11 protein-coding genes are annotated in these 12,015 nt (G+C 68.9%); 5 read left to right on the forward strand and 6 right to left on the reverse strand.

Features of this window, described 5'->3' with window-relative positions:
• Positions 1–456 (forward strand): HNH endonuclease (locus ACLHIH_RS00005; RefSeq protein ID WP_411314672.1); only part of this gene is annotated, 456 nt, incomplete at its 5' end.
• Between the two features lie 19 nt (positions 457–475).
• Here the strand turns inward: ACLHIH_RS00005 and ACLHIH_RS00010 are convergent.
• The 6 genes from ACLHIH_RS00010 to ACLHIH_RS00035 all read right to left on the reverse strand — a co-directional run bounded on the left by ACLHIH_RS00010 (position 476) and on the right by ACLHIH_RS00035 (position 7,225).
• On the reverse strand, positions 476–1,255 hold the full coding sequence (locus tag ACLHIH_RS00010) for a hypothetical protein (RefSeq protein ID WP_411314673.1): 780 nt from the start codon (positions 1,253–1,255) through the stop codon (positions 476–478).
• On the reverse strand, positions 1,252–2,121 hold the full coding sequence (locus ACLHIH_RS00015) for a potassium channel family protein (RefSeq protein WP_411314674.1): 870 nt from the start codon (positions 2,119–2,121) through the stop codon (positions 1,252–1,254). The genes ACLHIH_RS00010 and ACLHIH_RS00015 overlap by 4 nt, the downstream gene beginning before the upstream one ends.
• 30 nt (positions 2,122–2,151) lie before the next feature.
• Positions 2,152–3,045, reverse strand: a complete 894-nt coding sequence (locus ACLHIH_RS00020) for a DUF808 domain-containing protein (RefSeq protein ID WP_411314675.1) — start codon at positions 3,043–3,045, stop codon at positions 2,152–2,154.
• A gap of 125 nt (positions 3,046–3,170) precedes the next feature.
• A complete protein-coding gene (locus ACLHIH_RS00025) occupies positions 3,171–4,400 on the reverse strand; it encodes a hypothetical protein (RefSeq protein WP_411314676.1) in 1,230 nt (409 codons plus the stop codon).
• A 184-nt stretch (positions 4,401–4,584) separates the two neighbouring features.
• Positions 4,585–6,861, reverse strand: a complete 2,277-nt coding sequence (malQ, locus tag ACLHIH_RS00030) for a 4-alpha-glucanotransferase (protein ID WP_411314677.1) — start codon at positions 6,859–6,861, stop codon at positions 4,585–4,587.
• A 61-nt stretch (positions 6,862–6,922) separates the two neighbouring features.
• Positions 6,923–7,225, reverse strand: a complete 303-nt coding sequence (locus tag ACLHIH_RS00035; protein ID WP_411314678.1) for a putative quinol monooxygenase — start codon at positions 7,223–7,225, stop codon at positions 6,923–6,925.
• Between the two features lie 288 nt (positions 7,226–7,513).
• Here ACLHIH_RS00035 and ACLHIH_RS00040 point away from each other — a divergent pair, with 288 nt between their 5' ends.
• Genes ACLHIH_RS00040 through kdpC form a run of 4 tightly spaced genes read left to right on the forward strand, consistent with a single transcriptional unit; the run spans position 7,514 to position 12,012 of the window.
• Complete coding sequence (locus tag ACLHIH_RS00040) at positions 7,514–7,603, forward strand: potassium-transporting ATPase subunit F (RefSeq protein ID WP_411314679.1); 90 nt, start codon at positions 7,514–7,516, stop codon at positions 7,601–7,603.
• A 1-nt stretch (position 7,604) separates the two neighbouring features.
• Complete coding sequence (gene kdpA, locus ACLHIH_RS00045; RefSeq protein ID WP_411314680.1) at positions 7,605–9,278, forward strand: potassium-transporting ATPase subunit KdpA; 1,674 nt, start codon at positions 7,605–7,607, stop codon at positions 9,276–9,278.
• A gap of 3 nt (positions 9,279–9,281) precedes the next feature.
• Complete coding sequence (gene kdpB / locus ACLHIH_RS00050) at positions 9,282–11,378, forward strand: potassium-transporting ATPase subunit KdpB (RefSeq protein ID WP_411314681.1); 2,097 nt, start codon at positions 9,282–9,284, stop codon at positions 11,376–11,378.
• A 31-nt stretch (positions 11,379–11,409) separates the two neighbouring features.
• Positions 11,410–12,012, forward strand: a complete 603-nt coding sequence (kdpC, locus tag ACLHIH_RS00055) for a potassium-transporting ATPase subunit KdpC (RefSeq protein ID WP_411314682.1) — start codon at positions 11,410–11,412, stop codon at positions 12,010–12,012.
• Positions 12,013–12,015: the final 3 nt, after the last annotated feature.

The following is a 12,015-nucleotide window of genomic DNA, read 5'->3' on the forward strand; positions in this document are numbered from 1 at the left end:
GTCATGGGCAAGGCAGCCACTCCGGGGATGCTCGAGGGTGTCGCACCGATCGATCCCGAGACGGCACGGGAACTCGCGGCGACGGCGACGGGGTTCACGCGCATTCTGACCCACCCTGAGACCGGGGTAGTGCTGTCGTTCGGCAAAGACCGTTACGCGGTGCCATCCGAACTCAGACGCTATCTGCGCTATCGGGACGAGACCTGTCGGTTCATCGGATGCTCGCGGCGAGCCCGATTCTGCGACATCGACCACACCATCCCCTGGAACGGTGACGGACTCACGGTTCACGACAACCTCGCCCACCTGTGTCGCGGCCATCACAAAACGAAGGATGCGGGATGGGGTGTCACTCAAGCACGTGGTGGTTCCGGCAGTTTGACGTGGACGAGCCCGATGGGCCGCGCGTATGCGACCGAGGCGGTGCATCCGATCGGTGGTCGGGCCGGGCCGTAGCTGGCGTCGTGGCGCGCGGCTAGATCGGCGGATTCCGATCGTTGCTCTTCGCAGCCGCAGCCGCAGCCGTAGTCGTTGGCTCAGGCCCCGGAACGGCGGTCGCTTCTGCCGCAGGCTGCCGTAGGAAGAACGCCCCGAACGATCCCGCGAGGGTTGCGAACACGACGACCGAGTAGACCGCGAGAGTCACCTGCAGGAGACGCACGAAAGTGTCGTCCCCCTCGAGCCCCGCGCCCGTGATGGTCGCCATCGCCGTCTGGAACAGGGCGTCGCCGTAAGTGATCGTGCCGTCGACGACGTAGAGCAACTGGCTCGACCCGAGGATGACCACGGCGGTGACCGCAGCGAGCCACGCGATGCGGTTCGACAGCAGGCGGCCGGCGGAGCGAGAACCGCGCACGCCCGCCGAGAGCACACCACCGAGCCGAGCCACGCGGGCGACACGGGCGAAACGGAACACGGTGAGCGCCCGGAAGAAGCGAAGAAACGGCAGCACCAGAAACAGCACTTGCCACCAGTGCTTGCGCCAGAACGTCGCGCTGAACCCGGCGACGTAGGCCCGCAACAGAAACTCCGCCACGAACACCACCCAGAACAGCCACCCGAGCACGCTCAGCGTGGTGACGAGCCACGCTTCCTGCGCAAGGTTCTGACCCAGCACGACGAACAAGAAGATGAGCCCGAGCACTCCCATGGGCCTGTCGAGGCGCGCAGCGAGAGCCTCGGAAGCGCGCTCCTTGCCGTCTATGCTGCCGTCGACGCTGCCGCTGCCGCCGGCGCGACGCTCGTCGGCGCTCACATCCCGCCGCCGTGCCGTCTCGAATACTCGGCGAGAATGTCGTCGGTCCGCGTGCTCGCGAACCCGAGGGTGTCGCTCAGCTCCTCCGCGAACGCGGCGACCGCTTGGTCGAGGGCGGCGCCACTCGACCGCACGGCGCGGTGCCGGGAGCGTTTCGCCTCGGCCGTGAGCGTGCGCACGTAGGAGACTCGCGCGGGCAGCGACATGGCGGGGGAGCGTTCCGAGAAGAAGAAACTCTCCGTGGTCTGCACGAGGTCGATGGTCACGGAGGTGAGGGCGGAGGTAATCGAGTCGAGATTCGAGGAGGCCGTGGCCGGATGCATCCGCCTCAGGTCACCCGCGAGGTCGCTGCGCTTGAGCACGGTGAGCTGCAGCGCGAGGGAGCGGCGCTGCAGGAGGGCGGGGTAGAGCTGCATGAGCCACGACACGATCGCGGTGATGAGCGCGAACCCGATGATGGCCTGCGCCGGGGCGAAGTAGCGGATCCACGGGTCGGCGGCGATGACATCCCCGAGCCCGAGGGTCGCGAGGGCGACGGACGAGAAGTAGACCGCCTCGAGGAACGGCGGATAGGCGGCGGGATCGAGGCCCGGGTCGTAGGAGAAACCCTCGGGCACGTGCGGCAGGTAGATGAGCGCCCAGCCGACGACCTGCAGAAGCGACCAGAAGACGAACACCGCGACGATCGCGATCGGTCCGGCGACCGCGCGCGCCGGCCGACCGAACGAGACGACGACGCGCCAGACCCCGCTCGCCACCCGACGGGAGAGCCGCCCGCGCCCCTCGGGGTGGAGGAGGGTGCGGAACACCTCCAGAAGTCCGAGAACGACGAGCACAGCTCCGGCCGACGTAAATAACAGATCCACCGCAGCAACCCTAACCGCGGAGGGTCACCGTCAGTGCGCGTCGACCTTCGACTGATCACGCGTGCGCAAGCGCGACACCGCGGTCACGACGACCACGACGATCAGCCCGAGGATGATTCCGAACACCGCCGAGATGGCGGTGTCGGTGAGCCACACGACCACCGGTCCCGCCGCGGCCACCGCCTCGGTCGCGGCGTGCACCAGATCGTAGGGGGCGTGCCAGAACGTCTCGGCGAGGTTCGCGATCACGAGATGGCCACCGACCCACAGCATGGCGACCGTTCCGACGATGCTGATGAAGCGGAACACCGCGGGCATCGACATGACGATGCGCGCCCCCGAGCGACGCACCTGGCGGCTGGGGCTCTTCATGAGACGCAACCCGATGTCGTCGATCTTCACGAGCAGCGCGACCGAGCCGTAGACGATGACGGTCATGCCGAAGCCGATGACGATCAGCGCCCCGAGCGTGGGCCAGAGACCGAAATCGGGGTCGAGGTTCGCGAGGGAGATGAGCATGATCTCCGCGCTGAGGATGAGATCGGTTCGCACCGCGCCCGCGACGAGCTTCTTCTCGTCGCGCGGCCCGTCGTCTTTGGCGGCGTGATGCACGCCGAACCACTCGGTGACCTTCTCCGCACCCTCGAAGCACAGGTAGGTGCCCCCGATGATGAGCAGCCACGGCAGCACCCAGGGGGCGAACGCCGACAGGAGCAGGGCGAGCGGGATGATGATGACGAACTTGTTGAAGATGCTGCCGAGGGCGATGCGCCAGACGACCGGCAACTCCCGAGCCGGCGTGAGGCCGTGAACATACTGCGGCGTGACGGCGGCATCGTCGATGACGACCCCCGCGGATTTCGCACTCGCCTTGAGGGCGGCGGTGAGGATGTCATCGACGACAGCGAGCAGACCGACAGACATACGAATCTCCTTGAACTGGGGGCGCTCAACCGTAGCCTGAAAGAGTGCGCGAGGAGGGCCTGCGCGCGACGACGTGAGGTGGCGTGCCTAGCGCGGCGACGCCACCTCACGCGAAAGCTCGAGCGTCAGTCCCAGCGCACGACGGGCGTGCCCGACGTGAAGTCGACGACGGGGGCGGCGAGGCTCGGGGCGAAGAGCACGTCGCCGCGACCGGTCGAACCGTTCTGCGCCACGTCGGCCTCCACGTTGACGCCGCCGATGAACTCGCTGCTCACGACGAGCGGGTCGGTGACGAGCTCCTGTGGCTGCAGGTTGTCGAGCGTGGCCTGCGTCTCGGCGAGGAGGGTGCGCGTGAGCGAACCTTCGACGAGACGCGAGCCGTCGTCGAGAACCTCGGGGAGGTCGAGTCCGCAACCGGCCTCGAAGTTCTTGGAGGCGAGGCACTCCTCCACCTCGTCGCGCACCGCAGCGCGGAACACGGCGAGACCCTCATCCGTCAGGGCCGCGTTGATGTCGCTCTGGCTCGGGTAGTCGAACGGTTCGCGCACCGTCAGAACGGTCTCGCCCTCGATCGTGAAGTTCGGGGTCGTCGTGGCGAGCTCGTAGCTGCCGGGGAAGACCTCGACGGTCGTCGACTCGAGCGGCTCACCGTTGAGGGTCAGATCGAGGCCCTCGAACCGCGAACCGAAGTCGAGCTCGGCGGTGGCCGCCGACATCTGCCACGAGCCCTCGGTGTCGTATTCGTTGACCGAGAACTCGGCCGACACGGGCACATCGCCGAGCGAGTAGGTCGCCGTGACGGTCGTCGAGAAGTCGGCTTCGGCAGGCTCGGTCACCTCGATGGCGGTGATCGGTGCGATCGCGTTGGAGGCTTCGAGCGCCTCATCGGAGAGGAAACCGGATGCCGCGGGCGCGTCACCGACGAACGACAGCGCGGTCTCGGCGTCCGAGGCGGCGAGAGCCTCGAGATAGCCGCGCACAGCGCCGTCGGGGGTGGATGTCGCGGCCGCAGGTGCGCCGTCGCCGTCGCCAGACGCGGAGCTGTTCGCGCTGCGCACGGCGAACGTGACTACGACGACCGCGAGCACGAGGAGGAGAACGACGCCACCGGCGACGATGCCGATGATGGCACCCGTTCCGAGCTTCTTCGGCGCCTGGTCGCCGGACGGCGAGGGCTGCTGGGGCGGGTTCCCGGTCGGGAGACCACCTGCGGCGCCGGGGGCCGGAGCCGCGTCCGGGGCCGGGACTGGGGTCGTCGCGGGCGCGGGCGCGGGCGCGGGCTCGGGAGCGGGCGGCGGGGTCGTGCCGTCGGGGTTCTGCGGGTCGTGCCCGGTGGGGCCGGTGGTGTCGGTCACGATGTCGATCTCCTCTGACGGGCGGCGACCACGCCGGGCGCGCGCAGACTCACACGACATGCCCTCCCGAGCGAGTGCTCGGCGGTCGGTTCAGGGATGAATATATCGAGAAAATCTTGCTTAAAACGGCTGTTTGGTGCGGTCGGACGGCCGGGTCCGCCCCCACTTCGCGGGGGAAGGGTGCTTAGACCTCGCCGTGGTCTGCCACATCGGGCGTCGACCGGGCGACGTCGGCGATCTGCTCCTCCGGGCGCGGGGCGACGGTGTCGTCGGGCGCGTCGGCGGCGGGTGCCGGATGAGAGACCGCTCGCGCGAGGGCTGCGGCGCTCTCCGACTCGACCACGTCTTCGAGCCACAGGGGCGAACCGTCGGGGCCGGAGAGCGGCACGCGCCAGTTCGGGTACTCGTCGATCGTGCCCGGCTGGTTCTGCGTGCGACGGTCGCCGACCGCATCCGTCAGCGCGACGTTGAGCAGTCGCGACGGCGCGAGCGCCAGGTAGCGGTGCAGCGCGGTGATGGTGTCGGCGATCGAGGGGCTCGAGCTCCCCGACTCGGGTGCGAGCAACCCCCGGCTGCGGATCTCATCGAGCCAACTGCCGCGCTCGGCCTCGTCGGCGGCCGCCTCCTCCTCGACGGGACGCGTGAGCACGCCGAGCTTGTCGCGCAGCTTCACGTGCTCGCCCTGCAGGTAACCGGCATTCGGCGGCAGGTCGTGCGTGGTGACCGAGGCGAGGCACAGTTCGCGCCACCTCTCGGCGGGCAGAGGGTCGCCGTTCTCGTCGCGCTCGAACCAGAGGATCGACGTGCCGAGGATGCCGCGTTCCAGGAGGTAGTCGCGCGCAGACTGCTCGACGACCCCGAGATCCTCCCCGACCACGACCGCTCCGGCACGCTGCGCCTCGAGGGCGAGCACCCCGATCATGGCCTCGTGGTCGTAGCGCACGTAGGTGCCCTCGGCGGGGGTGCGGCCCTCGGGAGTCCACCACAGGCGGAACAACCCGATGATGTGGTCGATGCGCACCCCGCCCGCGTGCCGCAGCACACCGGCGATGAGGTCGCGGAACGGCGCGTAGGCGAGCTCGGCGAGGCGATCGGGGCGCCACGGCGGCTGCTGCCAGTCCTGACCGACCTGATTGAAGGCGTCCGGCGGTGCACCCACGCGGATGCCGGTGGCATACGCGTCACGCAGGCGCCACGCATCCGCTCCACCCGGGTGCACTCCCACCGCGAGGTCGTGCATGATGCCGAGAGACATTCCGGCGTTCACCGCTTTGCCCTGAGCGCGCTGCAACTGCTCGTCGAGCAGCCACTGCAGCCACATCTCGAACTCGATGTCGTCGGCGTGGGCGCGCGCGAAGTCGGAGACGGCGATGGTCGTCGCACCCTGCAGCGCCTCGGGCCACTCGCGGGCGTCATTGCCGTGCTCGATCGCGAGCACGCTCCAGGTGGCGAACTGCTCGAGGCTCTCGCCCTCGCGCTTCGTGAACGCCTGGTAGTCGAGTTCGCGACCGGCGCGGCGCGGGAGGGCGAAGATGAGTTTGAGCGCTTCGCGCTTGGCCGTCCACGAGGTGTCGCGGTCGATCGCGTCTTTCTCGTCGAGCTCACGGTGCACGCGCGCGGCGATCCCGTCGACGGTGGCGCGGTCGTCGGCGTTCAGCTGCGCGAACTCCGGAACCTCCTCGACCCGCAGATAGAGCGGGTTGAAGAAGCGACGCGACGACGGCAAGTAGGGTGACGGTTCGAGCGGTGCGACAGGCTCGGCCGCGTGCAGAGGGTTGATGAGCAGGTAGTCGGCGCCGAGCTCGGCACCCGACCAGACGGCGAGGTCGGTGAGGTCGGCGAGGTCTCCGACACCCCACGAGCCGCGCGAGCGCACGCTGTAGAGCTGCGTCGCGAACCCCCACGAGCTGCCCTCGCCGAACGAGTCGGGCAGGCCGAGCCAGCGCGGCGTGACCACGAGCACACACTCGGCCGAGCGGTCACCCGAGCTCGCGCGCACGGTGTGGTAACCGAGCGGCAGGTCGGTGGGCAGCGGCACGGGGATGGCCGAGACGGTGACACCGTCGACATCCCGCGTCTCGGTGTCGACGAGCTGCGCGGTGCCATCGTGACCACCGAGCGACTGCTCGATCCCGCTCTCGAGGGTCAGCGTCAGCTCGAGCTCGTCGCGCTCGCCGACGTGGGCGAGAAGGCGGATGTCGTCACCTTCGCGCACGACGAGCGACGGCGGCAGGAGGCGGCGCCACGGTGCCATCGCGTGCTCGGCGAGTGCGGCGGCGGGGTCTGCGGCATCCACTCCCATCGCGGCGAGCACCTCGCGGATGGCCTCGTCGGGAACGTCGACGACCGTGTCGCGCCAATCGGTGAACGACGTGGAGACGCCGTGGGCGGCCGCGAGCTCGTGCAGGGGAGAGGGGGTGGCTGGCGCGGCGGAGGCGGACGCTGACGCGGGTGAAGTCATCCCCCGAGTCTGGTGCAGGAGGGCGGCCGACGCGAACGGGGTGCGCTGAGCCCGACCCACCTCACTCTCGCAGCGGCGACCCGACCACGTCGAAGCGGAAGCCGCCGAACTCGCCCGAGAGCAGCGGCCGCGCCGCGGCGATGACCTGCTGCACCTCGGGGAGGGCGAGCGAGGCCTGGTGCGCCTCGGCGGAGGTCCACAGCTCGACGACGAACACGGTGTCGGGTTGGTCGTCGCTCACCCCCACCTCGTAGGCGAGGCATCCGACCTCGCGCAGAGCGTCGTTGCGGCCGACGAGGTGCGCCACGAGCTCGTCGCGCTTGCCGGCCACAGCACCGAGGGTTCCCACGTTCGCGAAGGTCATGGCAGCACGCTAGCGCGGTGAGCGGCCCTCGCGTTAGGGCGCCGTTAGGTTTCGCCGCGCACCCGTGTGGATTCCGTTAGGACGCGCCGACGGCCGCCCGCTCGGGAGTTGTATCGGATGTCGTGCCCCACCGGGCACCCGCCGGCGCGTTCACCGTGCCGCGCGTTCACTTCTGCTGAAGGACACCACAGTGCTCGACCTTCTCACCCCGCTCGATCTTGCCTACGTGCTCGGCATCATCGCCGCGTTCGTGCTCGTCGGCCTCGTCGCGAAGGGGGTCGAGAAGCTGTGATCGTCTTCTCCTTTCTCGCGGCGGGCCTCGGCGTCGCCGCCATCGTCTACCTCGTGTACGCCCTCGTGAGACCGGAGCGGTTCTGACATGGACGTGCTGCTCCCCATCCTCCAAGTGGCCACGGTCGCCCTCGTTCTCGCGGTGCTCTACCGCCCGCTCGGCGACTACATGGCCAGCATCTACGAGTCGAAGAAAGACCTGACGATCGAGCGCGGCCTCTACCGCCTCATCGGCGTCGACTCGTCGTCGGAACAGACCTGGCAGGCCTACCTGCGCGGGGTGCTGTGGTTCTCTGGAATCGGCGTTCTCCTCGTCTTTCTCCTGCAGCGCTTCCAGTCCGTGCTGCCCTACTCGCTCGGGCTCCCCGCGGTGCCCGAGGGGCTGTCGTTCAACACCGCAGCGTCGTTCGTCACCAACACCAACTGGCAGTCCTACTCGCCCGACGTGACCCTCGGCTACACCGTGCAGATGGCGGGCCTCGCCGTGCAGAACTTCGTGTCGGCCGCCGTCGGCATCGCCGTCGCCGTCGCCCTCGTGCGCGGTTTCGCCCGCACTCGCACGGGCACCCTCGGCAACTTCTGGGTCGACCTCACCCGCGGAACCCTCCGGCTGCTGCTGCCGATCTCGGTGCTCGCCGCGATCATCCTCATGGCGGGCGGGGTGATCCAGAACCTCACCGGGTTCACCGACGTGCCGACACTCAGCGGTGCCACGCAGACGCTTCCGGGCGGCCCTGTCGCCTCCCAGGAGGCGATCAAGAACCTCGGCACCAACGGCGGCGGGTTCTTCAACGCCAACGCGGCCCACCCGTTCGAGAACCCGAGCCCGTGGACGAGCGTGCTGCAGATCGTGCTCATGCTCATGATCCCGTTCTCGCTCCCGCGCACCTTCGGACGGATGGTCGGCGACCGCCGACAGGGCACCGCGATCCTCGCGTTCATGGCGTTCTTCTACATCGCGTCTCTCACGATCGTCACGCTCCTCGAGCGGGCAGGGTTCGGCACCGCGCCCGAGCTCGCGGGAGGCGCGATGGAGGGCAAAGAGGTGCGATTCGGTATCGACGGGTCGACCCTCTTCGGCACCTCGAGCACGCTCACCTCGACCGGTGCGGTCAACTCGATGCACGACTCGTACACGGCGGTCGGCGGCATGATGCCGATGCTCAACATGATGCTCGGCGAGGTCGCCCCCGGCGGTGTCGGAGCGGGCCTCTACGGGGTGCTCATCCTCGCGATCATCGCCGTGTTCGTCGCGGGGCTGCTCGTCGGCCGCACACCGGAGTACCTCGGCAAGAAGATCGGCCCCAGGCAGATCACACTCGCGAGCCTCTACATCCTCGTGATGCCGACCCTCGTGCTCGTCGGCACGGCGCTGAGCTTCGCGATCCCGGGCATCCGTGACGACGTGCTGAACACGTCGATCTGGAACCCCGGAAACCACGGGCTCTCCGAAGTGCTCTACGCCTTCACCTCGGCGGCGAACAACAACGGATCCGCCTTCGCGGGGCTCACGGCGAACACCCCGTGGCTCAACACGGCGCTCGGCGTCGTGATGCTGCTCGGGCGCTTCGTGCCGATCGTGCTCGTTCTCGCGCTCGCCGGCTCGCTCGCCGCCGGCGACAGGGTGCCCGCGACCTCGGGAACCCTCCCCACCCACCGGCCGCTCTTCGTCGGCCTCCTCGTCGGTGTGACGGTCATCGTGACCGCCCTCACCTTCTTTCCCGTGCTCACCCTCGGGCCTCTCGCAGAAGGACTGCTCTAAGCCATGACCACCACGACCATCAGTTCCGACGCTGTCGTCGCCGCCGTGCCCGGCGCCATCCGCAAGCTCGACCCGCGGCTCATGTGGCGCAACCCCGTGATGTTCATCGTCGAGATCGGAGCCGTTCTCACCACCGCGATAGCGATCGCCGAGCCGTTCCTGGGCGGCCCCGAGTCGTCGGGCGGCTCGACGATCCCCGTGACCTTCACGGCGGGCATCGCCGTCTGGTTGTGGCTCACCGTGATCTTCGCCAACCTCGCCGAGGCCGTCGCGGAGGGTCGAGGCAAAGCCCAGGCCGACAGCCTGCGCAAGACCCGCACGAGCACCACGGCACGGCTCGTGAGCGCCTACGACGGGAGCGGTGACGCCGGGGCTCAGGCCGCAGACATCCGCGATGTCTCGTCTGCCGACCTCGGCCTCGGCGACGTCGTGGTCGTGACAGCGGGCGAGCTCGTTCCCGGTGACGGCGACATCGTGTGGGGCATCGCCTCGATCGACGAGTCGGCGATCACGGGCGAGTCCGCCCCCGTCGTGCGCGAATCGGGCGGTGACCGCAGCGCCGTCACCGGTGGCACGCGCGTGCTCTCCGACCGCATCGTCGTGCGCATCACCTCGAAGCCCGGCGAGACATTCGTCGACCGGATGATCGCCCTCGTCGAGGGGGCTGCGAGGCAGAAGACGCCCAACGAGATCGCCCTGACGGTGCTGCTCTCGAGCCTCTCGATCGTCTTCGTCATCGTGACGCTCACGATCAACCCGATCGCGTCGTACCTCGACGCGAGCGCGAGCGTTCCCGTGCTCATCGCCCTGCTCGTGTGCCTCATCCCGACCACCATCGGCGCGCTGCTCTCGGCCATCGGCATCGCCGGGATGGACCGCCTCGTGCAGCGCAACGTGCTCGCGATGTCGGGTCGCGCGGTCGAGGCCGCGGGGGATGTCACAACGCTTCTGCTCGACAAGACGGGCACCATCACCTACGGCAACCGCCAGGCCTCGGAGTTCGTGCCGCTCGTCGGGGTGAACCCCGAGCAGCTCATCCGCGCCGCAGCGCTCTCGTCGCTCGCCGACCCGACCCCCGAGGGCAAGTCGATCGTCGACCTCGCCGCCGAACAGGGCGTGCACGTCGATGGTGATTCTGCTGCGGGCGAGTTCGCGCCGTTCACGGCGCAGACCCGCATGTCGGGGCTCGACCAGCCCGACGGCACCCGCATCCGCAAGGGTGCAGGGTCGGCGGTGCTCGCGTGGATCGGCGAGGGGGCGTCGCCGTCGGTGCGCTCCGAGCTCCAGGCGCAGGTCGAACGCGTGTCGAACAGCGGAGGCACGCCGCTCGTCGTCGCGACGATCAGCGACGCGGGTGTCGGCCGCATCCTCGGTGTCGTGCACTTGAAGGATGTCGTCAAGACCGGCCTCAGGGAGCGCTTCGCCGAGTTGCGCTCGATGGGCATCCGCACCGTCATGATCACGGGAGACAACCCCCTCACCGCCAAGGCGATCGCCGCGGAGGCGGGAGTCGACGACTTCCTCGCGGAGGCGACACCCGAGCAGAAGATGGAGCTCATCAAGAAGGAGCAGGCGGGCGGCCACCTCGTGGCGATGACCGGTGACGGCACCAACGACGCCCCGGCGCTCGCGCAAGCGGATGTCGGGGTCGCGATGAACACGGGAACCTCCGCAGCGAAGGAGGCCGGCAACATGGTCGACCTCGACTCCGACCCGACGAAGCTCATCGACATCGTCGCGATCGGCAAGCAACTGCTCATCACGCGCGGCGCACTCACGACGTTCTCGATCGCGAACGACATCGCGAAGTACTTCGCGATCATCCCCGCGATGTTCACCGGGGTCTTCCCGGGCCTCGCGGTGCTCAACATCATGGGCCTGCACTCGCCCGCGTCTGCCGTGCTCTCGGCGATCATCTTCAACGCGATCGTGATCATCGCGCTCATCCCGCTCGCGTTGCGCGGCGTGAAGTACCGCCCGCTCACCGCGTCGAAGGTGCTCGGCCGCAACCTCCTCGTCTACGGCCTCGGGGGAGTGATCGCGCCGTTCGTCGGCATCAAGATCATCGACCTCGCCGTGACCCTCATCCCCGGTTTCTGACCGGCACCGTTCAAGAGAGAAGAACACCACCATGAGTGCACCTCGCACCGGCCTGCGCACCGCAGGCGTCGCCATCCGCGCCCTCCTCGTCTTCACCGTCGTGCTCGGGGTCGGCTATCCGCTCGTCGTCACGGGCGTCGGGCAGCTCGCCTTCGCCACTCGGGCGAACGGCTCGCTCGTGACCGTCGACGGCGAGACCGTCGGCTCGGCCCTCATCGGCCAGAGCTTCAGCGACGCCGACGGCGATCCGCTGCCCGAGTGGTTCCAACCGCGGCCTTCGGCGGCGGGCGACGGGTACGACGGTGCCGCCTCGAGCGGCTCGAACTGGGGGCCCGAGAACGACGACCTCGTCTCGGCCATCGGCGAACGTCAGGCGCAGATCTCGGAGTTCGACGGCGTCGCGCCCGACGAGATCCCCGCCGACGCCGTCACCGCCTCCGCCTCGGGGCTCGACCCGCACATCAGCCCGGAATACGCGCTGCAGCAGGTGCCGCGGGTCGCGACCGAGCGCGGGCTGCCCGAGGAGAGCGTTCGCGAACTGGTGAGCGATAACATCCAGAACAGAGACCTGGGGCTTCTGGGCGAGGCGCGGGTGAACGTGCTGCTGCTGAATGTCGCTCTCGACGAGTTGTGAGTT

Origin of the sequence: Marisediminicola sp. LYQ134, assembly GCF_046599635.1 — a bacterium.
Classification (GTDB): domain Bacteria; phylum Actinomycetota; class Actinomycetes; order Actinomycetales; family Microbacteriaceae; genus Marisediminicola.

Bases quoted from the DNA above. Each gene is read 5' to 3' on its own strand.
- malQ (WP_411314677.1), bottom strand. From the start codon at position 6,861: ATGACTTCACCCGCGTCAGCGTCCGCCTCCGCCGCGCCAGCCACCCCC.
- kdpA (WP_411314680.1), top strand. From the start codon at position 7,605: ATGGACGTGCTGCTCCCCATCCTCCAAGTGGCCACGGTCGCCCTCGTT.
- kdpC (WP_411314682.1), top strand. From the start codon at position 11,410: ATGAGTGCACCTCGCACCGGCCTGCGCACCGCAGGCGTCGCCATCCGC.
- ACLHIH_RS00035 (WP_411314678.1), bottom strand. From the start codon at position 7,225: ATGACCTTCGCGAACGTGGGAACCCTCGGTGCTGTGGCCGGCAAGCGC.
- kdpB (WP_411314681.1), top strand. From the start codon at position 9,282: ATGACCACCACGACCATCAGTTCCGACGCTGTCGTCGCCGCCGTGCCC.
- ACLHIH_RS00020 (WP_411314675.1), bottom strand. From the start codon at position 3,045: ATGTCTGTCGGTCTGCTCGCTGTCGTCGATGACATCCTCACCGCCGCC.